26 protein-coding genes and 4 pseudogenes are annotated in these 26,353 nt (G+C 64.1%); 18 read left to right on the plus strand and 12 right to left on the minus strand.

The genetic code is table 11. From position 1 onward, the window contains the following. Positions 1–7: 7 nt before the first annotated feature. The 5 genes from VK682_RS23685 to VK682_RS23705 are packed head-to-tail and all read left to right on the plus strand — an operon-like array spanning position 8 to position 5,396. Positions 8–1,051: a zinc-dependent alcohol dehydrogenase family protein gene (locus VK682_RS23685; protein ID WP_242656823.1), complete on the plus strand. Its 1,044-nt coding sequence runs from the start codon at positions 8–10 to the stop codon at positions 1,049–1,051. Further along, positions 1,038–1,967 (plus strand): carbohydrate kinase family protein, encoded by a 930-nt coding sequence (locus VK682_RS23690; protein ID WP_324782663.1) that lies wholly within the window; start codon positions 1,038–1,040, stop codon positions 1,965–1,967. Before VK682_RS23685 ends, VK682_RS23690 begins: the two co-directional genes overlap by 14 nt. A gap of 3 nt (positions 1,968–1,970) precedes the next feature. Further along, on the plus strand, positions 1,971–2,816 hold the full coding sequence (locus VK682_RS23695; protein ID WP_089851533.1) for a class II fructose-bisphosphate aldolase: 846 nt from the start codon (positions 1,971–1,973) through the stop codon (positions 2,814–2,816). Between the two features lie 8 nt (positions 2,817–2,824). Next, complete coding sequence (locus tag VK682_RS23700; RefSeq protein ID WP_324782664.1) at positions 2,825–4,318, plus strand: NAD-dependent succinate-semialdehyde dehydrogenase; 1,494 nt, start codon at positions 2,825–2,827, stop codon at positions 4,316–4,318. Continuing rightward, on the plus strand, positions 4,305–5,396 hold the full coding sequence (locus VK682_RS23705; RefSeq protein WP_230796937.1) for a tartrate dehydrogenase: 1,092 nt from the start codon (positions 4,305–4,307) through the stop codon (positions 5,394–5,396). The genes VK682_RS23700 and VK682_RS23705 overlap by 14 nt, the downstream gene beginning before the upstream one ends. Positions 5,397–5,658: 262 nt before the next feature. Here VK682_RS23705 and VK682_RS23710 read toward each other — a convergent pair whose 3' ends face one another. Genes VK682_RS23710 through VK682_RS23720 form a run of 3 tightly spaced genes read right to left on the minus strand, consistent with a single transcriptional unit; the run spans position 5,659 to position 7,693 of the window. After that, complete coding sequence (locus VK682_RS23710; protein WP_324782665.1) at positions 5,659–6,438, minus strand: hypothetical protein; 780 nt, start codon at positions 6,436–6,438, stop codon at positions 5,659–5,661. Next, positions 6,435–7,256, minus strand: a complete 822-nt coding sequence (locus tag VK682_RS23715) for a nucleotide-binding protein (RefSeq protein WP_089851540.1) — start codon at positions 7,254–7,256, stop codon at positions 6,435–6,437. Before VK682_RS23715 ends, VK682_RS23710 begins: the two co-directional genes overlap by 4 nt. A gap of 14 nt (positions 7,257–7,270) precedes the next feature. Then, on the minus strand, positions 7,271–7,693 hold the full coding sequence (locus tag VK682_RS23720) for a hypothetical protein (RefSeq protein WP_324782666.1): 423 nt from the start codon (positions 7,691–7,693) through the stop codon (positions 7,271–7,273). A gap of 473 nt (positions 7,694–8,166) precedes the next feature. Between VK682_RS23720 and VK682_RS23725 the strand changes: the two genes are divergently transcribed. After that, a complete protein-coding gene (locus VK682_RS23725; RefSeq protein ID WP_089851543.1) occupies positions 8,167–8,535 on the plus strand; it encodes a hypothetical protein in 369 nt (122 codons plus the stop codon). Positions 8,536–8,738: 203 nt separating this feature from the next. Here the strand turns inward: VK682_RS23725 and VK682_RS23730 are convergent, their stop codons facing one another. Continuing rightward, on the minus strand, positions 8,739–9,290 hold the full coding sequence (locus tag VK682_RS23730; protein WP_324782667.1) for a hypothetical protein: 552 nt from the start codon (positions 9,288–9,290) through the stop codon (positions 8,739–8,741). 328 nt (positions 9,291–9,618) lie between these two features. Here VK682_RS23730 and VK682_RS23735 point away from each other — a divergent pair, with 328 nt between their 5' ends. From VK682_RS23735 to VK682_RS23745, 3 genes are all read left to right on the plus strand, one after another. Continuing rightward, positions 9,619–9,840 (plus strand): hypothetical protein, encoded by a 222-nt coding sequence (locus VK682_RS23735; RefSeq protein ID WP_089851547.1) that lies wholly within the window; start codon positions 9,619–9,621, stop codon positions 9,838–9,840. A gap of 126 nt (positions 9,841–9,966) precedes the next feature. Next, positions 9,967–10,344 (plus strand): hypothetical protein, encoded by a 378-nt coding sequence (locus VK682_RS23740; RefSeq protein ID WP_131821873.1) that lies wholly within the window; start codon positions 9,967–9,969, stop codon positions 10,342–10,344. A gap of 449 nt (positions 10,345–10,793) precedes the next feature. Then, positions 10,794–10,997 (plus strand): hypothetical protein, encoded by a 204-nt coding sequence (locus VK682_RS23745; protein ID WP_324782668.1) that lies wholly within the window; start codon positions 10,794–10,796, stop codon positions 10,995–10,997. A 245-nt stretch (positions 10,998–11,242) separates the two neighbouring features. Here the strand turns inward: VK682_RS23745 and VK682_RS23750 are convergent, their stop codons facing one another. From VK682_RS23750 to VK682_RS23780, 7 genes are all read right to left on the minus strand, one after another. Then, positions 11,243–11,863, minus strand: a complete 621-nt coding sequence (locus VK682_RS23750) for an amino acid synthesis family protein (RefSeq protein ID WP_324782669.1) — start codon at positions 11,861–11,863, stop codon at positions 11,243–11,245. Then, entirely contained in the window at positions 11,860–12,243 is a 384-nt protein-coding gene (locus tag VK682_RS23755; RefSeq protein WP_324782670.1) for a carboxymuconolactone decarboxylase family protein, read from the minus strand. The genes VK682_RS23750 and VK682_RS23755 overlap by 4 nt, the downstream gene beginning before the upstream one ends. Continuing rightward, the gene (locus VK682_RS23760) at positions 12,236–13,039 is read right to left on the minus strand and encodes an alpha/beta fold hydrolase (RefSeq protein WP_324782671.1); all 804 of its coding nucleotides are present in this window, start codon (positions 13,037–13,039) and stop codon (positions 12,236–12,238) included. Before VK682_RS23760 ends, VK682_RS23755 begins: the two co-directional genes overlap by 8 nt. A 55-nt stretch (positions 13,040–13,094) precedes the next feature. Next, positions 13,095–14,165 (minus strand): LLM class flavin-dependent oxidoreductase, encoded by a 1,071-nt coding sequence (locus tag VK682_RS23765; RefSeq protein ID WP_324782672.1) that lies wholly within the window; start codon positions 14,163–14,165, stop codon positions 13,095–13,097. A gap of 21 nt (positions 14,166–14,186) precedes the next feature. Then, entirely contained in the window at positions 14,187–15,695 is a 1,509-nt protein-coding gene (locus VK682_RS23770) for an aldehyde dehydrogenase (RefSeq protein WP_089851560.1), read from the minus strand. Further along, positions 15,692–16,663, minus strand: coding sequence for a flavin reductase family protein (locus tag VK682_RS23775; RefSeq protein ID WP_324782673.1), 972 nt, complete (start codon positions 16,661–16,663; stop codon positions 15,692–15,694). Before VK682_RS23775 ends, VK682_RS23770 begins: the two co-directional genes overlap by 4 nt. A gap of 107 nt (positions 16,664–16,770) precedes the next feature. Next, a complete protein-coding gene (locus VK682_RS23780) occupies positions 16,771–18,546 on the minus strand; it encodes a helix-turn-helix domain-containing protein (RefSeq protein WP_089851564.1) in 1,776 nt (591 codons plus the stop codon). 297 nt (positions 18,547–18,843) lie between these two features. On the opposite strand from VK682_RS23780, the gene VK682_RS23785 reads away from it, so the two are divergent. The 4 genes from VK682_RS23785 to VK682_RS23800 all read left to right on the plus strand — a co-directional run bounded on the left by VK682_RS23785 (position 18,844) and on the right by VK682_RS23800 (position 22,983). After that, positions 18,844–19,905, plus strand: coding sequence for a quaternary amine ABC transporter ATP-binding protein (locus VK682_RS23785; protein WP_324782674.1), 1,062 nt, complete (start codon positions 18,844–18,846; stop codon positions 19,903–19,905). After that, positions 19,898–20,845, plus strand: coding sequence for an ABC transporter permease (locus VK682_RS23790; protein ID WP_324782675.1), 948 nt, complete (start codon positions 19,898–19,900; stop codon positions 20,843–20,845). Before VK682_RS23785 ends, VK682_RS23790 begins: the two co-directional genes overlap by 8 nt. A gap of 116 nt (positions 20,846–20,961) precedes the next feature. Continuing rightward, a complete protein-coding gene (gene proX, locus VK682_RS23795; RefSeq protein WP_324782676.1) occupies positions 20,962–21,987 on the plus strand; it encodes a glycine betaine/L-proline ABC transporter substrate-binding protein ProX in 1,026 nt (341 codons plus the stop codon). Between the two features lie 669 nt (positions 21,988–22,656). Further along, positions 22,657–22,983 carry an IS3 family transposase gene (locus VK682_RS23800; RefSeq protein WP_324782677.1) on the plus strand — a complete coding sequence of 109 codons (327 nt, stop codon included), beginning with the start codon at positions 22,657–22,659 and terminating at the stop codon, positions 22,981–22,983. On the opposite strand, the pseudogene VK682_RS23805 reads toward VK682_RS23800, so the two are convergent. Continuing rightward, positions 22,980–23,099 (minus strand): annotated as a pseudogene (locus VK682_RS23805) (IS481 family transposase); the annotation flags it as partial. The gene VK682_RS23800 and the pseudogene VK682_RS23805 sit on opposite strands and share 4 nt — an antisense overlap. On the opposite strand from VK682_RS23805, the pseudogene VK682_RS23810 reads away from it, so the two are divergent. From VK682_RS23810 to VK682_RS23830, 5 genes and pseudogenes are all read left to right on the plus strand, one after another. Beyond that, positions 23,089–23,714: pseudogene (locus VK682_RS23810) on the plus strand (IS5 family transposase); the annotation flags it as partial. The pseudogenes VK682_RS23805 and VK682_RS23810 overlap by 11 nt on opposite strands. A gap of 160 nt (positions 23,715–23,874) precedes the next feature. Continuing rightward, positions 23,875–23,973, plus strand: a pseudogene (locus tag VK682_RS23815) (IS5/IS1182 family transposase); the annotation flags it as partial. Between the two features lie 182 nt (positions 23,974–24,155). Further along, a complete protein-coding gene (locus VK682_RS23820; protein ID WP_089851582.1) occupies positions 24,156–24,476 on the plus strand; it encodes an H-NS histone family protein in 321 nt (106 codons plus the stop codon). A 489-nt stretch (positions 24,477–24,965) separates the two neighbouring features. Then, the gene (locus VK682_RS23825; RefSeq protein ID WP_324782678.1) at positions 24,966–25,946 is read left to right on the plus strand and encodes a glycosyltransferase family 2 protein; all 981 of its coding nucleotides are present in this window, start codon (positions 24,966–24,968) and stop codon (positions 25,944–25,946) included. Between the two features lie 156 nt (positions 25,947–26,102). Next, a pseudogene (locus VK682_RS23830) lies at positions 26,103–26,305 on the plus strand (transposase); the annotation flags it as partial. Positions 26,306–26,353: the final 48 nt, after the last annotated feature.

Below are 26,353 nucleotides of genomic sequence, written 5' to 3' on the forward strand. Positions count from 1 at the left end.
GCGTGCCATGACCAGACTGATGAATGCCGCCGTCTTCGACGGAACCGAAACCCTCGACTTGCGCCAGATCCCGGTGCAGGAGCCGGGCCCCGACGAGGTGCTGCTGCGCATCGACACAGCAACCATTTGCGGCACCGACCTTCACATCCTTGAGAAGAAATTCGAGGCAAAACCGCCTGTCGTGCTCGGCCACGAGTTCTCGGGCCATGTCGAAGCGGTGGGAGACCGCGTGACCACCTGCCGCCCGGGAGATGCCGTCTCGGTCGAGCCGCATATCTACTGCGGCTGCTGCAAGCCCTGCCGCATCGGCAAGCCGCATCTGTGCATCGACCGGCTCGCCTGGGGAATCAACCTAAACGGCGGCTTCGCGCAATATGCGACAGTGCGCCACGATGTGGTCTACCAGCTTCCCGAGGGGCTGCCTCTCGAGCAGGCGGCACTGGCCGAGCTTCTGGGCTGCGTGATGAATGGCATCGAGCGGCTGAACGTCGGCATCGGCGATACAGTGGTGATCCTCGGTGGCGGTGCCGCCGGGATCCTGCTGGCCAAGCTGGCCGAGAAGTGCGGCGCGGCGCAGATTATCTTTTCGGAACCCAACGCTGCCCGCCGTGAGGCGATCCAGGGCTTCGGCTACGAGCTGGCCTTTGATCCGGCTACGACCGATCTTCTGGACGAGGTGCATTCGCGGACCGGCGGTCTCGGCGCCGATGTGGTGATCGACGCGGCGGGCGTTCCCGCCACCGCGGCGCAGGCGCCCCTGCTCGCCTGCTACGCCGGGCGGGTGCTCTTCTTCGGAGTGATGGCGCCGGGCCGCATGATCGAGATCGAGCCTAACCTCGTCTTTGCACGCGAGTTGGCAATCCTTGGGTCGATCCGCAATCCCTTCACCCACCACCGCATCCTGCAGCTGATGCCGAAGCTCGGGCTTGAGGGGATCATCACCCATCATTTCGGCGTCGAGAACACTCAGGAGGCTTTCGATGCCGCTCGCCGCGGCGTCGGCCTCAAGGTCGCGATCCGGCCAAACGGACCCGCCGATGCGACCGCTTGACTGCCTGAGTTTCGGCAGCGCCGGTTTTGATCTGCTGGTCGAGGTCGCAGGCTTGCCCGCAAGCGACACGCGCATCCCGGCCTCGGGCTATGCGGCGGGCGGTGGCGGTCCGGCGGCAACTGCTTCGACCGCACTGGCCCGTCTCGGCGCCCGGGCAGGCCTTGTCACGGCGGTGGGCGACGATCGGATCGGTGATCTGATCCTGGCCGAGCTTGCCGACGACGGCATCGATCTGTCCGGCGCGCAGCGGTTGCCGGGCGTCCCCTCAACTGTCGCGTCGGTCATGATCGAGCCGTCGGGTGCGCGGGCGATGGCGGTCTACGGCGGGTGCATCAACGCCATCCGCCTGCATGAAATCGAGCTCGACCGGATCGACTCCGCTCGCGCGGTACTGACCGACGGAAACAACCCGGCGCTGGTGCGCCATGTCGCCCCGGCGGCTCGGGCCCGCAGGGTGCCGGTGCTATTGGACGGCGGAAATATCGACGGCAGGGTGCTGCCCGAGCTTCTGCGGGACGTCGACATCTACATTCCTGATATCGCCTCGGCGCGACGCCAGCTTCCGGGGGTAACGGACCCACTCGAACTCGCACAAGCCTTCGCCGCAATGGGGCCCGAAACGGTCTGCATCACGCTGGGTGAGGCTGGCAGCCTCGCGCTGCGCGGAGACGAGGTTGTCTCGGTCGGCCCCCTGCGGGACATCGCCGTTCGCGACACTACCGGCGCCGGCGACAACTTTCACGGCGCCTTCCAGTTCGGCCTGCTCGAGAGCTGGCCACTGCACCGCATCCTCGCATTTTCGAACGCTTTCGCTGCGTTGACCACCCGTTCCGTCGGGGGACGCAGCGCCATTCCAACGCGGGACGAGGCCGAGCGCCACGCCCGCAGCCTGAGCGCAACAGAAAGGACCACCTGACACATGCCCCTGGTTCCCATGAATGAACTTCTCGCGGACGCTGTGGCGCGGGACTACACGGTCGTGCAGTTCAACACCGACTGTATTGAGATCACCCAGTCCTTCCTGCGCACTGCCGAAGAATATGCCGCGCCGATCATCGTGGGCGTCGGGCAGGGCGCCGTGAAGGATGGCAAAATCGCCCCCATCGCGGCGATGCTGCGGGATTACTGCGCGCGTTCCAAGCTGCCGGTGTGCCTGCATCTTGACCACTCGGAGGACCCTGATCAGATCATGCAGGCGCTGCGCGCGGGCTTTACCTCGATCATGATTGACGGCTCGGCTCGGCCGCTCGCCGAGAACATTGAGGTCACGAACCACGTGCTAGGCCTCTGCCGTCCTCTGGGTGTGTCGGTTGAAGCCGAGCTCGGCCGCATCCCCGGGGTCGAGGACGATATGGTCGTGACCGAGGAGCAGGCCAACAAGGTCGATCTTGCGGTGGTCGAGGAATTCGTCTCCAATGTCTCGGTCGATGCACTTGCAGTGGCAGTGGGCAGCGCGCACGGCATCTACAAAGCCGAACCGAAGCTGGATTTCGAGCTGCTCGCGCAGCTTGTCGGCGTCACAGACACGCCGCTGGTGTTGCACGGTGGCTCGGGCATCCCAGACACCGCTCTGCGAAAAGCCTTCGGCATGGGCATGAAGAAACTCAACGTGGGCACCGAACTGCGGCTCGGCTTCCTGCGTGGCGTGCATGCCGGGGTCGAGGCCGGAGACTCGATCTATGCCTGCTTCGAGCGCGGCCGTAAGATCGTCGACGGTCTTGTGCTGAGCAAGCTCGAGGTCAGCGGTTCGGCGGGCAAGGCGTGAGAAGTGAGATGGAGAAGCCGAGCACCAGCGCGCGGGGCTGGAGAGACTTTCTGCGCGACCGCCTCTACATCGGCGGCACATGGGTTCCGGCGGAGGGCGGCGCGGTCATCGAGGTGACTGACCCGGCCACCGGCAGCTCAGTCGGCCAAGTTCCCGACGGCGGCGCAGTCGAGACCGAGTTCGCGGTTGCCGCTGCCCGCGCCGCCTTTCCGGCCTTTGCGGCTCTGACTGCTGCCGAGCGTGCAGGGATGCTGCACCGGCTCGCAGACCTTATCGACGCGCACGGCCCCGCGCTGGCCGAGCTTCTGACCCGCGAGCAGGGCAAGCCGCTTGCCGAGGCGCGCGGCGAGGTGGGCATGTCGGCTGCTTACATCCGCTGGTTCGCTGAAGAGGCGCGGCGTGTCTACGGCGACACCATCCCCTCGCCCTGGCAGGGTCGACGTCTCATGGTGACGCCGGAGCCCGTAGGGGTGGTGGGAGCGATCACGCCGTGGAACTTTCCCTCTTCCATGCTCGCGCGCAAGATCGGGCCGGCACTGGCGGCAGGCTGCACCATCGTGGCCAAGCCCGCCAGCCAGGCACCGCTTTCCGCGCTGGCCTGGGGCGTGCTGTGCGAGGAGGCGGGAATTCCGTCCGGCGTCGTGAACATCGTGACGGGCAATGCCCGCGCCATCGGCGGCGTGCTGACATCGCATCCGGACGTGGCCAAGATCACGTTCACCGGTTCGACCGAGGTGGGCAAGACCCTGCTGCGGCAGGCGGCGGACAGCGTCAAACGCTGCTCGATGGAACTGGGAGGCAACGCGCCTTTCATCGTGTTCGACGACGCGGACCTTGACCAAGCCGTTGCAGGAGCAGTGGCGTCCAAGTTTCGCAACGCCGGCCAGACCTGCGTTTGTTCTAACCGGATCTACGTGCAATCTGGGATTTATGACCGCTTCGTCGAAGCCTTTTCCCGTGCTGTCGGGGCGCTTCGCGCGGGGTCCGGCCTCGAAGAAGGCGTGACCCTCGGGCCGCTTATCGACGAAAAGGCGGTGGTCGGGGCAGAGGCCTTTGTGGCCGATGCGCTCGCCAAGGGGGGCCGTGTTGTCACCGGTGGGGCGCGGAGCAAGGGGCTCTTCTTCCAGCCGACCGTCATCGCCGACGCCTCCGCCGCGATGGATTTCGCGCACGAGGAGATCTTCGGCCCGGTTGCACCGGTGTTCCGCTTCGAGACCGAGGAGGAGGCCCTACGCGTCGCCAATGATACCCGCTATGGGTTGGCCTGCTATTTTTACACCACGGATCTTGGGCGCGCGTTTCGGGTGTCCGGCGCACTGAGATACGGACTTGTGGGTGTGAACGAAGGGGTCATCACAACCGAGGTCGCCCCTTTCGGCGGAATGAAGCAGAGTGGCCTCGGCAGGGAAGGTTCGAAATACGGGATCGAGGATTACCTGGATCGAAAATACGTCTGCTTCGGCGGACTGGAGGAGAGAAAGGCCGCAGATGCGATCATATGATATCGCATTGATCCCTGGAGACGGGATCGGAAAAGAGGTCGTCGAAGCGGCGATGCCGGTGCTCCGCAAAGCAGCCGGGCAGAACGGGTTCACGCTCAAAGAAACGGTCTATCCTTGGTCCTGCAACGTCTATCTGGAGACCGGGCGTATGATGCCCGAGGACGGGGTGGAACAATTGCGGAGGCACGACAGCATTCTGCTTGGGGCGGTGGGCTGGCCCGATAGGGTGCCCGACAGCGTCTCGCTGCACGGGCTGCTCCTGCCCATACGCAAGGCTTTTGACCTCTACGTCAACATGCGGCCGCATCGCATGCTGCCAGGAGTTACCGGTCCGCTTCGGGCAACGGATTTCGACATCCTTTGCATCCGCGAGAATACCGAGGGCGAATATTCCGGCGCCGGTGGCCGAGTCCACGTCGGCACCCCCGCCGAGGTCGCAGTGGAAACCTCAATCTTCACCCGCCGCGGCGTCGAACGTGTTCTGCGCTACGGCTTTGAGCAGGCGCGTAGACGACGCGGCAAGCTGGCCTCGGTCACGAAGTCGAACGCGCAGAAGCATTCGATGGTGTTCTGGGACGAAGTCACCGAGGCGCTCTCGGCTGAATATCCTGACGTCGAGGTGACACGCTACCATGTCGACGCCATCGCTGCGCGGATGATCACCCATCCCGGGTCGCTCGATGTGGTCGTGGCCTCGAATTTGTTCGGCGACATCCTCACCGACATCGGTGCCGCCATCCAGGGCGGTCTGGGTTTTGCGGCCTCGGCGAACGTGAACCCGTCCGGGGGCGTGCCCTCGATGTTCGAACCCGTGCATGGATCCGCTCCAGACATAGCCGGGAGAGGTCTGTCGAACCCGATCGCGACCATCTGGTCTGGCGCGCTCATGTTCGAGCACCTGGGAGAGGCGGCTGCCGCGAAGGCGATCATGGCCGCCGTCGAGACTGTGGCCGGAGCACCGGAGCGCCTCACCCCAGACTGCGGCGGTTCCGCGAACACGCAAGAGGTTGCCGAGGCCATCGCTTCCGAGTTGCAGGGCTGTCAAGGTACTCGAGCAGGGCCGTCAGTTCACGCGTGACCAGGCGCCCCGGGATAGCGGTGGTGCTGTGCTTCCGGTCGGGCTACGCCCTTCCTCCACCACAGGTCCACCACGACGTCTCACCCTGATTGTCGCGCGGCATGAATGGGGGTACCCATACATAAGCCGGGTATCTCAGCCAACCTAATCCACCTTTGACTGATGCAGTTTGATTGGGGAAAGCTGACGAGTGAGGAGGCGGAGGCGAGCGTCATCGCCGAATACGAATCCTGTCACTGCGTTGCTCGGAGATGGTTCGAGGTCACTTCCTGCGGGAGAAGAGGAAGGCCAGTCCGATTCCGAACAGCAGACCAAGCCCGACGCCTGTACCCACGGGCAGGCGCGCAACAAGCGCGCGGAGACGGGAGCCGGTCGTCACCGCACCCGCGGGCGACGGCGCAGGACCTTCAAGCCAAAGCGGCACAGCGCAGGCCTCTCGACCGTCTTCGGTCGGGATATGGCCCTGCTGGTCGGGCCGGCAATACTGGGCAATCGTCATGTCGAGATCACCATTAAAGCTTTGCAGCTGAAGCCAGCGATGGCCATCCGGCGCGAGGGCGAGCTCGGCATAGTCCTGCCCCAGCCAGCTGGCTTCCTGCCGCCCCAGAGTATAGCCCCCCGCCAGCGACAGAAGTGCGAGCACCAGCATGATCGCTGCCAGTTTCTGTGCCATATGCGCGCGCAAGGAACGTGCGAGCTGCGGAAGATTAGTTTGCAGCGCACGGGCGACCTCGGCGGTGACAGCGGCCGCGACCACCTGCTGCCGGGCCTCGATGTCGCGCCGACCCTGGCTCTCCACCTGACGCAGCGCCCTGACCGTTGCCTGCTCGATCCGGTCGGGCAACGCCCCCGTCTTGTCCAGAAAAGCGTTCATTCGCGCCTCACTGAGGGTGTCATGTGCGATCTGGATGCTGACCGGATCGTCGAGCGACCAGCCCGCCCGATGCACCCGGTCCAGAATGCGCTCTTCCAGATCCTCGCCCAACGGCCCGTGTGCGATCATATAATGCCACAGGCGAGAAGCGTTCGGCGTGCGGTTCATGCGCTGAGTCCCAGCATGCCGCGCACGTCAGCCGTCAGCGCGTTTTCGAAATCCTCCATAAAGATTTGCACGCGCTGCTGATCAATGAAGGACAGGGCTGGATCGTATACCGCTTTTGCGAAGGGCCGCCGGAGTTCCTTGAGCATCGACATGGTACGGTCGTTGAGTGCGGGAAGAAACATCTCGGCGCCGCCGCAGGACATCAAACGAGCCCGTGTCTTGCCGCCGCGCACCACGCCGGCGGCATCGGTATAGCCGAACCAGTGCGGAAAGTCTCGATCCTGCCTGTCGCCGTGACGGTTCAGCACAGCAACATGCCGGGCATTTCCGGCCAGATCGCCCAGCTTCTCGGTCAGATCAAGATGCAGAGCCACGGATTCAATCGTGCTGACGTCTGGTGTCACAACATGGAAAAAGATCACGCAGGCATGGGCCGACCGCAGGGCGCGGAAAAAATTGCGCAGGCTGTTTTCGTCACCAAAAAGCCGCTGCATGTCTGCAAGCGCCCCTCCGGCCACATCATGCAGAATATGCCGGTGTCCTGCTGCCAGAGAATTGAAAAGCAGCGCGCGACTTTCGTCGCGGATGTTGTAGGCGACGACCCCCTCAAGCGGAGTCTGCGGATCATGGGGGCGTCCGTCCGCGTCACGCGCGGCATGCATGTCGCTAAGCGTGCCGATTGCGCCATCGGCGTCATACGCGGCCACTTCCACATCGTGACGACGCAGAAAATCGAGCAATGTGCAGGCCAAGGTGCTCTTGCCCCCGCCGCCTTTCATGCTGGATGTGAGGCACATATAATGGCTGAACTCGGTCATTTTCAGGAATCCTTTCAGAGATCGCGGTCCGGATTGCGGTTCAGAGCGCCTCGTGCATGAAGGAGCCCCAAGGGGATCGGAGCAGGAGGAGGCGAGAGGACGGATGGAGGGCAGGAAGGCGACCGTCGAGCTGCAGGAGCAGCCCGGGCCAAGCGCAGCGCGGCATGAATCTCCGCATCTGAGGGGGCGATCTGCCCGAGCCCGTGCAGACGCGCTTCGGCAAGCCCGATCAGCCGCATGTAGTTTCGAAGGGTTCCGGGCGAGATGTGCAGTCCCTCCTCCGCCAGCAGCCTGGCAAGCATCCCCCAGCTAAATCCACTCAGCTTCAGCTGACTCAGTACCCGCCGCAGTTCGACAATCCGAAAAACCAGCGGGACGGGCCGGTCCGGAGAAAGGGCTTCGGCCTGGGCGATGAGCCGCTCACTCAGCAGCGGCATCGGGGACTGGGAGGGGGGCTGGGACATCGTCGGCTCGCTCTTGTGTATGCTCAGAATGTATCTGTGCATGCAGGCGGAAAATTCAGCCCAANAAAAATCAAGATAAGCTGCTGAATTTATTATGATTTCATATTTTCACGAGTCGGCCTTATGCTGGGCGCCAGTTTGGGGCGCAACGCCAATGCAGGGAGACCGCCCAGCCCTCCGCAGAGGACAGGCGCCACCGATCCGCTCGCCTCTCTCTCCGCGCTTTCCTGCGACAACCTCCCTCCGCACCGATCGTCGCCGACGCTGCACCCGTCCTGCAGGTTGCCTCCTCTGTTGTACCAGCCCTGGTGGCTCCGTGATGCTGCACGATGCCTCCGTGATGCAGAACCGGTGCAACAGAAAGACGTGCAGGTGCAGGGGCGAAGCAACATCTGCAGAGCAAGACACCTCGAACCGCCGGGGTAAAACCTTTTGATGGAGGCTTCATGGCCCGCCCCCGCAAATCCGCTGCCGACATGCGCCTCCGCTGGGATGCGCTTTACGTCACCGCCGCCGAGCGCGCCGCCATCGCCGGGGCGGCCAGAGCCGCAGGCCAGTCGGTCAGCCGTTACCTCATCGGCGCACATGCGGACATGCCAAGGCCGAGGGGGCAGGACAATCTGCAACGGACGCGGGCTCTCATCGCGGCCGAGCAGCAGCTGTCGGACCTGTCAGACCGCATCGCCGCAGCAGCCGCACCGCTTGATGCCGTGCTGCTGCAGGCAGAACTGCGCGCCATCGAGCGCGCCTTTAGGCAGGTGGCCTTGCCAGGGTCACCCGTGCTTGATGCGACGGAGGCACCTTTTTCATGCTGATCAGCTTCTCCAGACATGGCAGTGACCCGAAAGGTCCCGCGGCGCAGGATGCGGTGAGCTATATGAGCGCGCCGGAGATCCGCAAACCGGCAGCCACAGGGCCGCGCCTCTTCCGCCGCGACCCGCCTCCGGAGATCCTGCGCGGCGATCCCGCAATGGCGCGCGCCGCGATCCGGCTCGCGCCCGGCGCCCTGAAATACCGCTCAGCTGTGCTGTCCTTCGCGGCGGAGGACATCGACACCCTCCAATTCAATGCAGGTGACCCGGCTTTGCGCGGTGCCGTCAACCTCGCGCTGGCGCTCTGCCTGGAGATCGGCTTCGCCGGGGTTCCGGTCCGCTTCCGCCCACCGCCGTTCATCACGACGCACACACATCTGAAGCGACTTGAGCTGAACATGCTCCTGCCGCGCTGGGTGGCACGACCTGACGGCGTACTTCGCGCTTTCAATCCTGATCCCCCGGGCTCCGCAAGCCGGGCAGCTTGGGAGGCGGTCGAGGATCTTCTGACTCTGCGCTTCGGCTGGTCCGACCCCCGCGCCCCGGAGCGGCAGAGACTGCTGGGCGCGCCAAACTGGTGGCTGAAACAGCAGCGGAGCGACATGTGCCAGCCCCGAAGCCCACGCCAGAAGCTGATTGACGGCCTGCTTGACGCACATGCCGCAGGCCAGCTGCGAAGCCGCAGCGACAGCCTGAACTGGCTGGCCGATGCCTGTCGGCCTTTGGGTCTTGTTCTGCATGGGATTGGCGATGGCCATGTCACGGTCGGTCCGCCCGGGGCCCCGCCACAGGCTCGCATGCGACTGCGGGGACTGCTGCTGTCGAACACATTCGCAGCGCCCGAGGCCCTTGCCCCAAACCCGGATGATCTACAGCGACACCTGGCTGACCTTTCCACTGCCCCCTCGCGCCTTGATCAAGCTTGGCGGCAGCGGGCGCAATTCAATCAAGGCCGTTATGGACAAGATCGCTGGCGCGAGAGTGAGTTTTCGGCCGGAGACTGGCTGCACCGTCCCCTCCACTCGCTGCCGCTCATGATCCCCGCACAACGCCTGACCCCCAGCCTCTTCGACACGGAGCTGCCAGATGCTGATTCCTTCCGCCGCACTGACCCCAATGGAGCGCGCCTTGCTGTTGCAGCTGCAGTCGCTCGAAACCCATCAGATCGCGAGGGCCGAACGACAGGACCGCAGAATCGACGCGCTGGAAGCCGAGATCCGTGCCCGCGACAGGGCCATCTCCGATTTGAGCAGAGCGCTCGCGCGCTTGCTGGGTCCGCTGGCCCCGGACGCATCCTCGCCGTCCTGACCGATCGGTTCCGGAGCCTGCTGCCCGATCTGTCCGCCCGGCTTGTCCTGACCCGGCTCGTCCGGGTTGGCCTATCGCCCCTCGCCGCCCGCCTTGACCTACTGTCCCATGACTTGGAGATCCTGAATGCCATCCTTGCCCGCCGAAACACCCCCCTGTCAGACCGACAAAGTCTCGGAGGCTCTGGAGACGCTGATCCAGCTGATCTTGCCACTGCATCAGCTGCTGGAGGCACAGGCCGCGCTCGAGGAAGGGGCGGCCCAGCAGCTGGCGGACATTGTCGACAGTCTCGTCAACCTCACCGCAAGCTTCGAGACAGTGCTCGCGGGGCTGAGCAGCCTCATGGCGTCAGAAACGCTGTCTCCCGCCCTGCAGGCCGCGCTGGACCGGATCGAAAGCCGCCAGACACGCCAGCAGCGCGCCTTGACCGAAATCTCGGGCCAGCTGCGGATGCTGACGGACTGGCTTGGCGCCCCGCCTGCGCCGAAAGCCGGGCCGGACTGATGGCCCGCCTGCGCCGGATCGGTGCTGCCGCCGCGCCGGGGGAACCTCTGGTGATCCGGGTGCTGCGTCCAGAGAACCTGGTCGTCCCCCCGCTCCCGACAGCCGAACTTTGCCACGCCACAATCCGCGTTTCCTCTGGCGAGGTTTGGCTCCTGCAGGGCCCATCTCCCGCCATATCGGCCATGGTCGAAGCCTGCCACGCTGCAGCCTCAAACCAGATGCAGCCCCGGCCCACAGCCCAATCAGACCCCGCCTTGTGACGTGCCTGCCCCCACGCGAGACGCAGGGGGCATTCCGAACTACGGCCCAGAGCGTCCTGCAAGGGGCTCAGACGTTCTGGTTTCGCAGCCAGCCAGACCGCCCTCAGCGGTACCAGAAAATCTGGCATAGTGCTCGAAGGGAGAATGCCGGAGGAGAGGCTACCCGCTCTCGCCCAGCGATCCTGAGGGATGCACGGCCACTGGCATCCGTGCCCAGGTGCCACACGGCGGTTTCTTCGGCCAGTTATCGAGGAGCTGAATGACGCCAGTATCAAGACCGACCCTAAATATGGCGCGCACTACGACCACCTTTTCATCTTCGAGCGCGACACCGCACGGGCCGAGGCCATTGTCGCCGATTTCATCGAACGCGCGAAAATGCATGTGGCATGACGGCTCCGGAACGCCATGCTGCTACCAGCACAACCGAGCCTGACTGCGTGATCCGCGCAGCAAACCTATCTGATCTCAACGCGCTTACGCGTAACGGACCTGTCTGACATATTGTTCTGGCGGCGTGGCGCGGCTTGCCAAGGCTGTGCCCGAAGATTGGGCAGTCATGCGGGCCCGGTCCGAAACTTGGGCAGAGCCTTGTGGCGCGGGCAGGGGGAGAAACCCCGCCTGCCCGTTTCCGGGTGTCAGGCTTTCCAGGGGTCGAGCGGGCGCCCCGCCTGATCCACCCCCATGAAGGCCATGTCCTTGAAGCGGTCGCCGATCCTTTCATGCACCCGCCCGCCGCTGGCGGCACCAAGGGCGACGACGATCTCGTCAGGGGCGGGCGCATCGGGGATGGTGAATTCCATGGTCAGGAAATGCGACCGCGCGCCTTTGGAGTCCTGCATCTTGTGCGTCATGGGAATGGTGATCGCGGTGCCCGCCCCGGCGCGCTTGTTGGTAAAGGGCAGGAAGCTGTCGGCCCCGGCCCCCGTGCGGTAAAGATTGCCAAAATGCAGCGTGTGGATCAGGCCTGCGGCATGTTCGATCTCTCCGCTGGTGCCCACGACGGCGGCCTTGCCAAAGGCTTCGATGCCCTCCGGACCGCCCATCAGCGCCACCAGCCGGGGCACCAGAAGGTCTCCCAGAATGGCGGCATGGGCATGAATCCCGGGCTGCAGATCCTCCACATAGGCGCTGCCCCACGGGCTGCGGATCACCGCGGCGCAGGCGGCCATACGCAGCGGTCTGGCAGCGGGCTTGCCCCCCTCGACCAGCGTGTCCTCGACAAAATCGACGACCTTGCGGATCACGACGCCGGTCATGCCTGCAGTCCCTGTTCGTCCAGCACCCGGTTGGCGATGCGGTGGCATTCCACCCCCACCGGCACACCGCAATAGATGGTGATATGGGTGATCATCGCCTTCAGTTCCTCGATGCTGACGCCATTGGTCAGGGCGCCGCGGAAATGCAGCTCCCATTCATGCATCCGGTTCAGCGCCGCGATCATCACGATGTTCAGCATCGACCGGGTCTTGGGCGGCAGCGTGTCATCGCCCCAGCCCGCGCCCCAGCAGTATTCGGTGATGAAGCTCTGGAACTCCTTGGAGAAGTCGGGTGCGCTGGTCAGCGCGCGGTCCACATACTCCGCGCCCAGCGTGGCCTTCCGCCGGTCCAGTCCCTTGGCATAAAGCGCCTCATCCATTCTGCATCTCCTCTGCGGTCTCTGGTCTGGTGAAAAAGCTCAGCAGCCGGTCGGCAATCAGATCCGGCGCTTCGAGCAGGATCGAGTGTTTCAGCCCCGGCAGGATCTGCAGCTCGGACTCCGGGATCAGCCGGTGCATGGTTTCGGACATGCGCGGATTGGACCCCACATCGCATTCCCCGGTGAGGACCAGCGTGCGATGGCGGATGCGGTCCAGCGTCTGCACCAGCTCGGTCTGGCCAAAGACCCGATAGGCTTCGAGGTAGGAGGGCACATGCACCGCCTCCAGCTCCGCGATCCTCTGCCGGATCAGCGCTTCGTTTTCCTTGGCGAAAGCGGCGGTGAACCAGCGGTCGCGCGCGGCGCCGGTGATCGCTGTCATGCCGCCGTCGCGGATCATCTGCAGCCGGGCCACCACCTTGGCGCGCTCTTCTTCGGTGCGGCCCGCCACCGCCGACAGGATGGCGATCCGGTCGAACCGGTCGGGCCAGCCCACCGCCAGCCGCTGCGTGATCAGCCCGCCCAGCGAGAACCCCGCCAGATGGGCCTTTTCCACCCCGGCCTCATCCATGACCCGCAGCACATCTTCGGCGAAGGTGTCGATGGTGATCGGCGCGTCGATCCGGGCCGAGCCGCCATGGCCGCGCAGATCCGGGCGCAGGATGTCGAAACGGGGGCTGAGCCGCTCCGCCACCCGGCTCCAGCTTTCGGCGCTGGCGCCGACACCGTGGATCAGCACCAAGGGGGTGCCGCTGCCTTCGCGATAATAGGTGATCTGGTTGTCGCTGGTCTGCACCCGGCTCTCCTTTGTGTCGTGATGGGGCGCCCGGCCGTTTGGCCGGGGCAGGGGGTCAGTGCGCCAGCGCGGCTTCCTTGACCGCATCCTGCTTCTGGAAATGCGGCAGCACCTGATCGCAGAACAGCTCCAGCGAGCGGACGGCGTTGCGATGCGGCAGGAAGAACGAGCTGCCATAGATGAAATGGTCGATGCCGATGGCGCGGTAGCGCTCCAGCTTTTCGATGATCTGCTCGGGATGGCCGAACATCATGTTCTCCAGCAGCTGTTCGGGCTGGTATTCATTGCGGTTGGCGACCACGTCAAAATCGACCGGCTCGGGATAGCCGTTGCGCACCTCGCCCACGTTCTTGAAGAGGTTCTCGAACGACCGGCCGAAATCGATCATCGACCGCACCGCCTGATCGCTGCCCGCCTTGTCAGCAAAGACGCAGGAGGTCCGCAAAGTGGCATGTTTCAGCCCTTCGGCCCCCGGCACGCCCGCTGTGGCGGCAAGAAACTTGCGGTGCAGATCCTCCACTTCGGAAACCGGCTTGCGCAGCGCCGTGGACATGATGTTGCAGCTATTCTCGGCGGCGAAGCGGAAGGTGCTTTCGTCGCGCGCCGCGATCCAGAGCGGGACGTTCTTCTGCAGCGGCTGCGGCACGCTGGTGGTGGCAGGAAAGGAGAAATGTTTCCCCTCATGGGCAAATTCGCCTGCCCAGAGCCCCTTCACCACCGGCACAAGCTCGCGCAGGAAGGATCCGCCCTCCTGCTGGGGCACGCCGCCCGCCATGCGGTCGAATTCATACTGATAGGCGCCGCGACCCAGCCCCATTTCCAGCCTTCCGCCGGAATAGATGTCGCAAAGTGCTGCCTCTCCGGCCAGCCGGATCGGGTTCCAGTAGGGGGCAGAGACGATGGCCGTGCCCAGCCGGATGTTGCGGGTATGCCCGGCCCAATGGGTCAGCGTCTGGAACGGGTTCGGCGACACGGTCAGTTCGATCGTGTGATGTTCGGCGGTCCATGCGACGTCAAAGCCTCCCTGATCGGCGATCTTGACCAGATCCAGAGCCTCGGCCATGATCTGCCGCATGTCGGTGGAGGGGCTGGGGCGCCCCGGATTCACTGCGATGGAAAAGCGCATCTTTCTCTCCTGCTCCGGCTGTTAGCTCTGCACCCGCATCACGAAGGGATCGTGCGTCTTGCCCGAGTAATCGATGACGACGGTCTTGATGCGGGTGAATTCGTTGATCGCGGCAAAACCGTTATGCTTGCCGTAGCCGGAGTCCTTGTAGCCACCCGACGGCGCCATGACCGAGGGGCTGCGATAGGTGTTGATCCAGACCATCCCGGCATTGATCCGGCGCATGAAGCGCATCGCGCGCTCCATGTCATTGGTCCACAGGCCGGAGGCCAGCCCGTAGCGCGTGTCATTGGCCTTGGCGATCATGTCCTCGTCGTCGCTGTAGCGGATCAGGCCCAGCACCGGGCCGAAGATCTCGTTCCGCGCGATGTCCATCTCGTTGGTGACGTCGCCAAAGATCGTGGGCTGCACATACCAGCCTGCGCCCATCTGTTCGGCCCGCCCGCCCCCGGCCAGCAGCTTGGCCCCGGCAGTCTTCGCGCCCTCGACAAAGCGGCCCACCTTTTCGACCTGCGACCACAGCGCCAGCGGCCCAAGCTGGGTGTCGGCCTCGGTGGGGGCGCCGATCCGGATCTCGGCGGCGCGGGCAACCAGCCGTTCGGCCACTTCGTCATAGATGCTGTCATGGACCAGACAGCGAGATCCCGCGACGCAGGTCTGCCCGCCCGCCGCGAAGATGCCAGAGACGACACCGGTCACGGCGCGGTCCAGATCGGCATCGGCGCAGATGATGTTGGGGGATTTCCCGCCCAGTTCGAGGATCGCGGGCGTCAGGTTCTGCGCGGCGCTGGCGGCGATCACCCGCCCGGTTTCGGGCCCGCCGGTAAAGTCGATCTTGTCCACCTCGGGATGGCGCACCAGCGCGTCGCCCACGGTCTGACCGCCGCCCGTCACAACATTGAACACGCCCGGCGGAAAGCCCGCCTCCGCCACCAGTTCGGCAAAGGCGAGGATGGAGGCGGCGGAATGCTCCGACGGCTTCACCACCATGGCATTCCCGGCGGCGATGGCCGGGGAAAAGGCGCGGTTCAGCAGCAGCAGCGGCGAATTCCATGGCACGATGGCGGCGATGACCCCCACCGGCTCGCGCAGGGTGAAATTTAGCATGTCCGGCTTGTTGACCGGGATCGTCGTGCCCTCGATCTTGTCGGCCATGCCCGCGAAATAGCGCATGCTGGCGGCCACCGCATGGGTCAGCGCGGTCATCTCCTTCAGCAGCTTGCCATTGTCGCGCACTTCCAGCCGCGACAGCCGGTCGACATTCTGCGAGATGAGGTCGGCCAGACGGTACATCAGGCTGCCGCGGTCGGTCTGGGACATGTCGCGCCATGCGGCACTGGTCATCGCACCCCGGGCAGCCCGCACGGCGCGATCCACCTCGTCGGCGGTGGCATCGGGCATGGAGGACCATTCCGCCCCTGTCGCGGGATCATAGCTGGGAAAGCTCTGGCCCTGCGAGGGGACGAATTCGTTATTGATGAACAGCGGCAGGCAGCGGCCTTCCAGCGCGTCGGTGGTAAACAGGGTCATTGCACGATGTCCTCGGGTTGAAACGGAGCGGACCGCGGCACGGTCAGCGGCAGCACGGCCCCGTGGGGACCGGCGGTGTCGACATAAAGGCCGAAGCGGCGCGCCCCGATCTCTTCGGCGTAGCGGCGCAGCATCGCCCGCGCGCCGGGATCCGCCACGGCGAGCGTGGGCAGCGCCTCTGGCGCGACCATCACCACGCCTTCGGGCAGGTCGGAGCCCGCCGCCAGTTCGCCGTGAAAGAAGAAGTTGCGGGTCAGGCCATCGGCGCTGTCAAAAATCGCATAGGGGCTGTCCCATGCCACCCGCGCCGGGCCCGCCCCGGCCAGATCGGTCTCCAGCGCGGCGATGGCGGCGGCGGTGCTGTCCTGCGGCGCGGAAAGCGGCAGGCGGTAGCCGCCGTCACGCCCCGCCAGCAGCAGCACCTTTCCGGCGCGGTGCAGGATGGCGCCCGCGCACAGCGCGGGATCGGCGGCGGGCCGGGTGTAGCGGCCATCAGCGAAGATCAGGCCGGGGCGCGGGCTGCGCCGCAGCGCCGTGATGCGCCCGACAAGGATCAGGTGATCGCCCGCCGCCACCACCTCGTGCCGCGTGCAGTCGAATACGGCGGCGCAGCCTTCCAGTAGGGGCGACCCGGTGGGCCCGGCCTGCCACGGCACCCCGGCAAAGCGGTCGTGCTCGCCTCGGCTGGCAAACCGCCCCGCAAGGTCGGTCTGGTCGGCTGCAAGGATGTTGACGGCGAACCCCTCGCCATCCCGGAACAGCGCCAGATTGCGGGAGGTGGTGCCGATGCAGACCAGCAGCAGCGGCGGATCCAGCGAGACGGAGGTGAAGGAATTTGCGGTGAAGCCTGCCGGTGCGCCCGCCTTGGTGCGGGTGGTGACGACGGTCACACCGGTGGCGAAGCGGCCAAAGGCTGCGCGCAGGTCGGCGCGGTCGAAGGGGGCGGCAGAGGGGGCGGGGTCGGGCATGGTCGGGAAGCCTTCGGTCGTTCAGCGGGTGCTGAAGATGACTTTAGGCTGCAGGTTTCGGACCAGTCCTCCCGCGAAACTGGCGAGATTATTGGAAAAAATTCCTACTATCTGTAGGAAGTCCTGAACCGGTGAAGGCGCAGAGCCAGCTCCAGCTGGAAACATTCCTCCGGATCGTTCAGATCCACGCCCGCGCGTTCGGTAAGCCGCCCGATGCGGTAGCGCAGGGTCGAGACATGGATGCCCAGCAGATCCGCCGTCTCCTGCGGGCGGCGCCCGGTGGCCAGATAGGCCTCCAGCGTCTGCAGCATCGCCTCGCCCTTGTCGGTGCCGTCCTCGGTCAGCCAAGCGATGGTGTCGGTCAGGAACCGGTCGGCCACCCGGCTGCTGAGCCCGGCCATGAGCGAGGGGAGCGAGCCGACATTGCGCCGGTCCACCCAGCCGCGGGCGCCCATCTTTTCAGCGACCTGCAGGTTCCACGCGCAGGCCTCGCGCGCGGGGGCCACCTGATCCAGCTGGTCGATGCGGTCAGACAGCAGCGCTATGGCATCGGGCAGGATGGGCCGGATGCGCTGGATGAACAGCTCGCGCTGCTTGGCGCTGCGCATGTCCTCGCCATCGCGGATCAGCAGACAGATCTCGCCCTCGTCCCGGCAGGAAATGGCCTTGCCCAGCGTGCGCTGCGCGGTGCGCAGCACGAAGCTGTGCGCATCCTCGCCCGCCACCGCGCCGCCGGGGCTGCGCAGCCCGACAAGGAACATCGGCTGGTCGAGTTCGAATCCCAGCAGGCGCGCCTCGTCGCGCAGGCTGCCAAGATCGCGCAGATCGCCCTGACAGAGCCGCAGGATCAGCCGCCGCGAGGCCTGTTCGCGGGTGCGGAACATCATGTAATTGCGCAGGATCAGCGTCGACAGCGCCAGCTGGCCCGCATCGGCGGCGATCTGTTCGTTGGGCGCCAGCTGTGCCGCGCCCAGCAGGAACAGCGCGCCGACCCGGCTGCCGTCGATGAAGAGCGGCCGCATCAGCGCGGCGTGGGTCTCGTCGCCCACCAGCAGGCGCACGTTCTGGTCGCCCAGATCGGTATCGGCCTTCATCGCGGTGCGCACCACCGATTCCGGCAGCCGGTGCGCCAGCGCCCGCAGCAGCGGCGCCGCGTCCGCCGGATCGCACAGCATCTGCCCGGTGGTCAGATCTATGGCGAACCAGCCGGTGGGAAACAGCCGCGACAGCGAGCCATAAAGATCCGTGGCGTGATCGGGATCAAGTGTGGTGGTCAGGGCCGAGGTCAGGTTGGTGGTGATGGCGCGCAGCCGCTCCGCCTCGGCCCGCTCCTCGCGCAGGGCCTGCATCCGGCGCACCGCCACATCTGCCAGATCCGCAAGGCATTGCAGGAAGCTGAGTTCGACCTCGTCAACCTCCACCACCTCGTTGGCCAGCACCGACAGTACGATGGCGCGGCCCTCCTCGTCGGGGAATTTCAGCGGCACCAGCACCACGGTATGATAGCCGCGCGCGCGGGCGTCATCGCGGAAAGCGGCATATTTGTCCTGCGACGCGGCATCCGAAATCACCAGAGGCCGCCCGCGCGAGACCACCTCGCGCACGGGGCTGCTGGACAGATCCCATTGCATGGTGGACCGCCGCCCGCTTGCGGTCAGGAACTGGTCGAAGCGCACGGTCGAGATCGAGAGCTGCCGGTCGGTGTCCATCACCATGACGCTGCTGATCGCCCAGTGCGAATGGCGGCAGACGCCTTCGGTCAGCCGGACCAGCACATCGCGGAAATCGCCGCCCTCATTGATCAGCCGGGTGATTTCTGAAAGCTGGCGGAACTGGTCGGCGCGCAGGGTGGGCGGACGGCCGGGATGGTCTGCAGCGGTCATGCGGGTGGCTTTCCTGCGGCGGAGCGGGGCGCGGCGGTCGGGCGGTGGTACATGGGCGATGCCTCCCCAAAGGGCGTGAGTCCTCGCTAGCGACGAAGCCGGGGGCGATCATGGTGCCTTCAGACGGAGAACGCAAAGCCGCATTCCTACGAAACATAGGAAGACACAAAAGCTGCATGGCGCATTAATGAAATCACACTCAAAAACGACCAGACCGACAGGGATCATTCCACAGTGACAGACAGGATTGAGATACGCGGTGTCTACAAGATTTTTGGACCCCGCAGGGACGAGGCGATGGCGCTTGTCCGGGCGGGCAAGGGCAAGTCCGAAATTCTGGAACAGACACAGGCCGTGGTGGGCGTGAACAACGTCTCCCTCAAGGTGCCGAAAGGCGCCATCTCGGTGATCATGGGGCTGTCGGGATCGGGCAAGTCCACGCTGGCGCGCTGCGTGAACCGCATCATCGAACCGGATGCGGGCCAGCTTCTGCTGGATGGCGAGGATTACACCACCTGCACGCCGGGTCGCATGCGCGACCTGCGCCGCCGCCGCATTTCCATGGTGTTTCAGAATTTCGGCCTGCTGCCCAACCAGACGGTGATCGACAATGTCGCGCTGGGGCTGAAGCTGCGCCGCGAACCGCTGGCCGAACGGCACCGCAAGGCGGGCGAGATGCTGGAAATCGTCGGCCTGTCGGAATGGGCCTCGCACCTGCCCGGAGAGCTGAGCGGCGGGATGCGCCAGCGGGTCGGGCTGGCGCGCGCGCTGGCCACAGAGGCGGATGTGCTGATCATGGACGAGGCCTTCAGCGCGCTTGACCCGCTGATCCGCACCGAAATGCAGGATGAACTGCTGCGCCTGCAAACCACGCTGCACAAGACCGTGCTGTTCATCACCCATGACTTTCAGGAAGCGCTGCGGCTTGGCACCCGGATCGCGGTGATGGCGGACGGATCGGTCATCCGCGACGGCACCCCGCAGGAGATCGTGATCGACCCGCAGCATGATTATGTCGCGGCCTTCACCCGCAATGTCGACCGGGCGCGGCTGTTCGATGCCGCCTCTGTCATGGTCGAGACCCCTGCCGACGGTCAGGGTGGCCAGTTCGTGCTGGACGATACCGGGCAGGTCGCAGGATGGAGCGCGCCCGGCGGCGCCCCCGCCAGCGGTGCCTATATCGTCGTGCGTCCCGACACCCGCCTGATCGACATTGCCCGCGCTGCCTCCCGGGGCCGTGGCCCCATTGCGGTGGTGGATGACGCGGGCAGGTTCCGTGGCCGCATCCCGGAAGAGGCACTTCTTGCCGGGATCGCGGGCGATGCCGAGACGATGAAAGGAACCCGGCCCGATGCTTGATCCGGACCAAGTCTACATCCCGCTCGCAAGCTGGATCCAGATCGCGATCGAGTGGATCGCCGACCATTTCCGCCCGCTGTTCCGGTCGATCCGCTGGCCGGTGGACGAGCTGCTGAACGCCATCAACGGCACGCTGGAGGTGACGCCGCCGCTGCTGCTGATCGCGCTCTTCGGCCTTCTGGCGCTGTGGCTGGTAGGGCGGCGCACCGCGCTCTTCACCGTCGTGTCGCTGGTGTTCATCCTGCTTCTGGGCATCTGGTATGAAACGCTGACCACGCTGTCGCTGATCGCCACGGCCATCGTGGTCTGCGTGGCGATCGGCATTCCGCTTGGCATCCTCTGCGCGCGCAGTGACCGCGCCTGGGGCATCCTGCGCCCAATCCTTGACGTGATGCAGACCACGCCCAGCTTCGTCTACCTGATCCCGGTGGTGATGCTTTTTGGCGTGGGCACCGTGCCCGGGGCGGTGGCAGTGATCGTGGTGGCGGTGCCGCCGCTGATCCGCTTCACCAATATCGGGATCCGGGGCGTCGATCAGGAGCTGATCGAGGCGGGCATCGCCTTTGGCGCCACCGAACGCCAGCTTCTGTGGGAAATCCAGCTGCCGCAGGCCCTGCCGACGATCCTTGGCGGGCTCAACCAGACCGTGCTTCTGGCCATGGTGATGTCGGTCATTGTGGCGATGATCGGCGCCGAAGGGCTTGGGCTGGTGGTGCTGCAGGGGCTTGGACGGCTGGATGTGGGCCGCGCCGCGGTCGGGGGCATCGGCATCGTGCTGATGGCCATCATCCTTGACCGGCTGACGCAGGCCGTGGCCGACCGCGATCCCCGTGCCAGAGCGGGCCAGTCCCGGATTTCCGGCGCCTTTGCCCGCCTTTTCGGCGGCGGTCACCGCCGGGCGGAGGCCCGTCTGGAAGCCTCGCTCGACAGCAAGACCTGACCCGCGGGCTGCGGCCCTGCCGCCCGCCCGGCCAGAGGGCCGCCCCAAACTGCGGGCGGTCCCTCATCCCCCACGAGCTGCGACAAGCAGCCTGTCCCCAACAGTAGGAGATTCCCATGACCAAAAAACCATTTTTCCTCACCACGGCCCTGGCCTGCACGCTGGCCCTGCCCGCCATGGCCCAGGACCTGCCCGGCGAGGGCAAGGAGGTGCGCCTGTCCCGCAGCGACAGCCTTGGCACGCAATATGTTCAGGCCGAGATCCTGAAGCGTGCGATGGAAGATCTTGGCTATGACGTGACCATGACCTCCATCGGCACGGCGGCCTTCCTGCAGGCGGCGGCGCAGGGCGATCTGGACATCTCGGGCGACATCAACATGCCGCAGCGCGCCCTGCAGTATGATACGGTGAAGGACGAGGTGACCCTGCTGAGCGGCGGCACCATTCAGGGCGGCGGCATCAACGGCTATCTCATCGACAAGGCCACCGCCGAAAGCCGGGGCATCACCGATCTCAGCGCGCTGGCCGATCCCGAGATCGCGGCGCTGTTCGATGCTGATGGCGACGGCAAGGCCGATCTGATGAACTGCGATCCGGGCTGGAGCTGCGGCGATGTGGTGGAATTCCAGCTGCAGGAATACGGGCTGACCGACACGGTTGAATCGGTGCGGGCGAAATATGAGCCGCTTTTGGCCGAAACCTTTGCCCGCTACCGTCAGGGCGATCCGGTGCTGTATTACACATGGAGCCCCTCTTTCGCGACCGAGACGCTGGTCCCGGGCGAAGATGTGGTCTGGCTGCCGATCCCCTATGACGCGGCCCCCGAAGGCGTCGAGGTGCCCAATGGCCACCTTGTCGAAGGGGTCGAGGGCTGCGCGGGCGGCGCCACGTCCTGCCGCATGGCGACAGGGTCGTGGAACTGGGACATTGCCGCCAACCGGGAATTCATCGCCGACAACCCCGCCATCGCGGCGCTGGCGGATGGCGTGGAATGGCCTCTGGCCACATGGTCGGTTTGGGAAACCCAGATGAAGGAAGACAATTCCGACCGCGCCATCCGGAAGATCGCCGATGGCTGGATCGAAGAAAACCGCGCCACCTATGAGGGCTGGCTGGAGACGGCCAAGGCCGCCGCAGAGTAAGCCATCATCGGCACATCGGGGCCGCCTGAGGATCAGGCGGCCCCTTTGCCGTTCCACCTGCCTACGCCAAGGGGAAATGCCGGGTGTGGTCACGACTGTCGGTCCGGCGCGCGACACCCGGCAGAAATCCTGCGCCCGGTTCCCGGGCTTCGCTGTCAAGGCAACAGGCCGGTTCCGAGGGCCGTCTTGGCCATGCCAATGGCGTGCGTCCCCCCGACCGGTCCAAGGCGGCCCGGCAGCTTAAACAGGCTTCAGGCCATCCAGCGGCGGACCACCATCAGCGTGCCGCCAAGATCCGCCCGGGGTACCATTCCGCTCCCGGATCCGCAGGGTCGGTAAACGTCACCCCTGACAGCCCGGCCCGTCGCCCCACCTACAGAGGCAGCTGAGGAGGGGAGTCCTCACCTGGACTGGAAAGCGGGTGGCAGGGTTTGTCGTGGAGGGGCAAGGGGTGCGCAGGTGTCTTTTCGTTCACGTCGGCTACCGCGCCTTACGCACATACCTTCCGGGAAACGCGGGCTCGCCCGATGACACGAACGGCAGAAATGACCAACCACCGTGATCACCGGCCCGCCTCTCGGTCAGACGGTAGTGCGAGCTGATGGGATCTGCCCCGTACCAGTTTCTATGCCGCTCCCAATCCGACCGCGGAAGATCCGGTCATCGGCGATGATATTGTTGCTCAGGGAAACCTGCCGCAACTATGGATATCGCCGTGTCACTGTCGAATTACGCCACCGTGGCCCTGTCGTGAACTCGAAGAAAGTGCGGCGGATCATGCGTGATAATGATCTGAATCCAGAGCGAAAACACCGCTATACCGGAACCACCGACAGCAGCCACGATAGCCCGATCTATCGGAATGTTGCCAAGGGGTTTGAAGTCCATGGACCGGATCAGCTCTGGGTCGGGGACATCACCTATGTCGCCATCGGGACCGGCTTCGTCTATCTGGCCGTCATCCTGGACGCCTGGTCGCGCAAGGTCGTGGGCTAGGTGTTCAGTCCCGGCATTTGGTGGATCGGGTTCAAGATGAATCTGTCCGGCTCTGAAGTCCAGATCTTGCAGATGTATTCGTAGGGCGTGAGCCCGTTGAGGGTCTTGCGCTGGCGCGGCGCTCCTGCTCCTTATGGCCCTCACAAAACGCTTTACAGCCGATGGAAGCGTTGGAGCGAACAGGGCATCTTCGCGCGGATGATGGCCGGGCTGGCGGCGGAACACGGCGAAGAGAAGACCGTGATGATCGACGCGACATACCTCAAGGCCCATCGAACGGCGACCAGCATGGCCGCCAAAAAGGGGGGCGTGGTCGCCTGATCGGTCGTACCAAGGGCGGCATGAACACCAAGCTGCACGCCGTCTGCGACAGTCAGGGACGACCGATCGACCTGTTCGTCACCGCCGGACAGGTGAGCGATTACATCGGCGCACGCGCATTGCTCAGCGGCCTACCAAACGCCAAATGGCTGCTCGGGGATCGCGGCTATGATGCTGACTGGTTCAGAGACGCGTTGCAGGACAAGGGGATACGCGCCTGTATCCCAGGCCGAAAGAAGCGCAAGACCCCGGTCAATTACGACAAGCGCAGATACAAGCGGCGCAACCGCATCGAGATCATGTTCGGCAGGCTCAAGGACTGGAGGCGCGTCGCGACCCGCTATGACCGCTGCCCCAAGGTGTTCCTCTCTGCCATCGCGCTCGCGGCTCTCGTCATCTATTGGTTATGAATCCTGACCCTAGCTCATCTCTCGTTCCCATGCTGATCCGTCTCATTTCCGCTCCCGAACAGAACCGCTTCGGGAACATTTCTAATGATGCAACGGCGCCATTTTTGGGAACAGTTCAGGCGAGGCAATGCGGCGTCTCATCCAGAATGTCGCGCTATAACGCGACCTTGATCGCCACGTCGCTGAACTCCATGTCCGCGCTACCGTGCTGAACCGCTACACCGCGATCGGCATTCCCGTAACCGAGCCCACGGGGTAAGTTCATCTGGACAAAAGGGGGGGCATGGATTTTACCCTATCCTCACAACAAAGCCGAGATGGGCAGCCAAGAGATTCTTATATCTACGGGCGAAAATTTCTCAAAAGACATCCTCGCACCTTCAGACTTGCAATTACGATGCCTTACGGACATTACAGCTCCAGTCAAAAATGGAGACGATAATGACTGTTGATCTCGATCTACTGTCGATGCCGAAAGAAGACCTGCTGGTGCTGAGCAAGAAAATTGACAAAGCTCTCTCCGACTACGACGCACGCAAGAAAGCCGAAGCCCGGGCAGCCGCGGAAGCCCTCGCAAAGGAAGCCGGGTACTCTCTGTCCGAGCTGATGGAAGTCGGCGGCGCTAAGGGGTCAAAAGGGGCCCCGAAGTACGCACATCCCGAAAATCCCTCTAAGACCTGGACTGGCCGCGGTCGAAAACCGAAATGGGTCGAGGAGCACCTTGCGGCTGGCGGCGATCTCGACACACTCGCTATTCAGTAAGACGGCTTAGCCTCTCCTAAAAATTAGCCCCGCCACCACCGGCGGGGCTGTCTTTGATGGACCTCTGGCGCCACGGGCACTTATGCTCTGCGCAGTTTTCAAGCTGTTTGTCGCTTTTCCAACTGCTGGTGGGAGATCGCCAGGGATGATGAGCTCCGCATAGCTCTGAAGGGGTTCCAACCTGACACTGTTGCAGTATTAGCAACATATTCAATTTTGGCATCTTATGGTGATATTGCGAACCGCACCACAGAGGAGGCCGACCATGCAAGGTTGAGCATACTTCAGATGCCCGTCTTCTGGTAGGCATCAGAATCGCCGCGGAATGCGAGCACCATCAGACCGAATTTCTCCGAAGGATCAATAAAGGCGGAAGGCCATTCGTTCAGGAGCAATCTCGACTGCGGCAAGTTGGTGGGCGATCCGTTTAAGGCCCTGAACCAGACGATGAATTTCTAGCGGTTCCGATAAAAATTCAATGGAGTAACAATGGCATCCAAGGCTCTGACAGTGAATGATAAAGCGCGTGTGGCGCTGGTGTCTTGCATGCGGAACGAAGGCGTTTTTGCCTTGGAATGGCTCGCCTATCATATTGCGTTGGGGTTTGAGCGTATTTTTGTCGTCACTAACGATTGCCGCGATGGATCAAACGTTTTGTTCGATAGATTAGAACAATTTGGCGTGCTAGTTCACGTGCCTCAGGACGTTCCTGAAGGTGCGTCGCCTCAGGATTTAGGTATGAATTTGGTGTTGGCGCAGTTGCGCCTGGATGGGCAAAGTCATGATTTACATATCGATAGCGATGAGTTTCTCCATGTACCGGAAGGCTTGGAGGTAGTGATGAAAGCTACGCGCGGCGCTGATGTCGTACCGGTACCGTGGCGCCTGTTTGGGGATGGGGGGATGAGGCATTGGAAGCCTGGCGACTTGGTGGTTGCGCAAAATCTGCGGGCGGAGCCTGCGCCAGTGCCGGGGCAGAGCAAGTCCAAGTGCTTCTTTCGTGTGGACAGTTTCGCGCGGGCGACAGACCACAATCCATTGGAGCCTCTGGTGGACGACCCTGTAGTAATGAATCCTGATGGCGATGTGTTGGAGAACAAGTCGCTCTACCAGAAAAAAGCGGCCCGGTTCAGGCCGCATGATGTGGCGGTGCGCGGGCGAAACGCAGTTCTTTTTCACTATGCCATCCGATCTGAGGACTGCTTCTTGATGAAAAATGACCGTAGCGATGGACAGGGCAAACGAGGCGAAATTAAGTATCATCTTGGCTCTCACTGGCATCGGATGGCCAATCGCAATGACGTGGAAGAGCGCGCCATGTTGTCCCATGTGCCAAAGCTTTCGGAGACCCTTGCCGAATGGCGTTCTGATCCAGAACTGGCACGACTTGAGAAGGCATGCCAAGATTGGTTTCTTTCCCGGCGGGCCAAAGTGCTAACGCCTGAACGTCGCAAAGCGTGGTCGCGGTGAGGCTTCCGGCTTAACCTTTTGAAACTAAGTGATTAGTTGAGCTAGGAGAGGCACAAACGGTAAATTGCGCCCGGGACGGAGCTCCTCCCAAAGTTCGGACAGTGACGTAAACTACGATTTGCAATCTGCTGATCTTCGACGAGGGGGTGGGACTGCTCCTACTTTCCTTCGCTCCTTGAGCCCGGCGCTCTGTGGAGAAGGCGCTGAGGCCGTAATCCAAGAGACCTACGTTCATGGCGTGTCGACGCGGTCGATGGATGGCCATGGGCGGGACTGACATCTCGAAGAGCCAGATCAGCCGGCTCTGCGAAGAGATCGATGAACGGGTGGATGTCTTCCTCACTCGCCCGATTGAGGGTATGGCCGTAAGCGGGTAGCCGAGACCGTTCAGGCTTTGTGATTCCAGG

This window comes from Salipiger marinus, from assembly GCF_035481585.1.
GTDB classification, from domain to species: domain Bacteria; phylum Pseudomonadota; class Alphaproteobacteria; order Rhodobacterales; family Rhodobacteraceae; genus Salipiger; species Salipiger marinus.

What these genes read in the sequence shown, in the direction of transcription:
- VK682_RS23745 (WP_324782668.1), top strand. Translation starts at nt 10,794, where the DNA reads ATGCACGGCCACTGGCATCCGTGCCCAGGTGCCACACGGCGGTTTCTT.
- VK682_RS23690 (WP_324782663.1), top strand. Translation starts at nt 1,038, where the DNA reads ATGCGACCGCTTGACTGCCTGAGTTTCGGCAGCGCCGGTTTTGATCTG.
- VK682_RS23695 (WP_089851533.1), top strand. Translation starts at nt 1,971, where the DNA reads ATGCCCCTGGTTCCCATGAATGAACTTCTCGCGGACGCTGTGGCGCGG.
- VK682_RS23715 (WP_089851540.1), bottom strand. Translation starts at nt 7,256, where the DNA reads ATGACCGAGTTCAGCCATTATATGTGCCTCACATCCAGCATGAAAGGC.
- VK682_RS23720 (WP_324782666.1), bottom strand. Translation starts at nt 7,693, where the DNA reads ATGCCGCTGCTGAGTGAGCGGCTCATCGCCCAGGCCGAAGCCCTTTCT.
- VK682_RS23825 (WP_324782678.1), top strand. Translation starts at nt 24,966, where the DNA reads ATGGCATCCAAGGCTCTGACAGTGAATGATAAAGCGCGTGTGGCGCTG.
- VK682_RS23775 (WP_324782673.1), bottom strand. Translation starts at nt 16,663, where the DNA reads ATGCCCGACCCCGCCCCCTCTGCCGCCCCCTTCGACCGCGCCGACCTG.
- VK682_RS23800 (WP_324782677.1), top strand. Translation starts at nt 22,657, where the DNA reads ATGATATTGTTGCTCAGGGAAACCTGCCGCAACTATGGATATCGCCGT.
- VK682_RS23820 (WP_089851582.1), top strand. Translation starts at nt 24,156, where the DNA reads ATGACTGTTGATCTCGATCTACTGTCGATGCCGAAAGAAGACCTGCTG.
- VK682_RS23750 (WP_324782669.1), bottom strand. Translation starts at nt 11,863, where the DNA reads ATGACCGGCGTCGTGATCCGCAAGGTCGTCGATTTTGTCGAGGACACG.
- VK682_RS23700 (WP_324782664.1), top strand. Translation starts at nt 2,825, where the DNA reads ATGGAGAAGCCGAGCACCAGCGCGCGGGGCTGGAGAGACTTTCTGCGC.
- VK682_RS23740 (WP_131821873.1), top strand. Translation starts at nt 9,967, where the DNA reads ATGCCATCCTTGCCCGCCGAAACACCCCCCTGTCAGACCGACAAAGTC.
- VK682_RS23780 (WP_089851564.1), bottom strand. Translation starts at nt 18,546, where the DNA reads ATGACCGCTGCAGACCATCCCGGCCGTCCGCCCACCCTGCGCGCCGAC.
- VK682_RS23785 (WP_324782674.1), top strand. Translation starts at nt 18,844, where the DNA reads ATGGCGCTTGTCCGGGCGGGCAAGGGCAAGTCCGAAATTCTGGAACAG.
- VK682_RS23705 (WP_230796937.1), top strand. Translation starts at nt 4,305, where the DNA reads ATGCGATCATATGATATCGCATTGATCCCTGGAGACGGGATCGGAAAA.
- proX (WP_324782676.1), top strand. Translation starts at nt 20,962, where the DNA reads ATGACCAAAAAACCATTTTTCCTCACCACGGCCCTGGCCTGCACGCTG.
- VK682_RS23710 (WP_324782665.1), bottom strand. Translation starts at nt 6,438, where the DNA reads ATGAACCGCACGCCGAACGCTTCTCGCCTGTGGCATTATATGATCGCA.
- VK682_RS23770 (WP_089851560.1), bottom strand. Translation starts at nt 15,695, where the DNA reads ATGACCCTGTTTACCACCGACGCGCTGGAAGGCCGCTGCCTGCCGCTG.
- VK682_RS23755 (WP_324782670.1), bottom strand. Translation starts at nt 12,243, where the DNA reads ATGGATGAGGCGCTTTATGCCAAGGGACTGGACCGGCGGAAGGCCACG.
- VK682_RS23685 (WP_242656823.1), top strand. Translation starts at nt 8, where the DNA reads ATGACCAGACTGATGAATGCCGCCGTCTTCGACGGAACCGAAACCCTC.
- VK682_RS23730 (WP_324782667.1), bottom strand. Translation starts at nt 9,290, where the DNA reads ATGGCCATCGCCAATCCCATGCAGAACAAGACCCAAAGGCCGACAGGC.
- VK682_RS23765 (WP_324782672.1), bottom strand. Translation starts at nt 14,165, where the DNA reads ATGCGCTTTTCCATCGCAGTGAATCCGGGGCGCCCCAGCCCCTCCACC.
- VK682_RS23735 (WP_089851547.1), top strand. Translation starts at nt 9,619, where the DNA reads ATGCTGATTCCTTCCGCCGCACTGACCCCAATGGAGCGCGCCTTGCTG.
- VK682_RS23725 (WP_089851543.1), top strand. Translation starts at nt 8,167, where the DNA reads ATGGCCCGCCCCCGCAAATCCGCTGCCGACATGCGCCTCCGCTGGGAT.
- VK682_RS23790 (WP_324782675.1), top strand. Translation starts at nt 19,898, where the DNA reads ATGCTTGATCCGGACCAAGTCTACATCCCGCTCGCAAGCTGGATCCAG.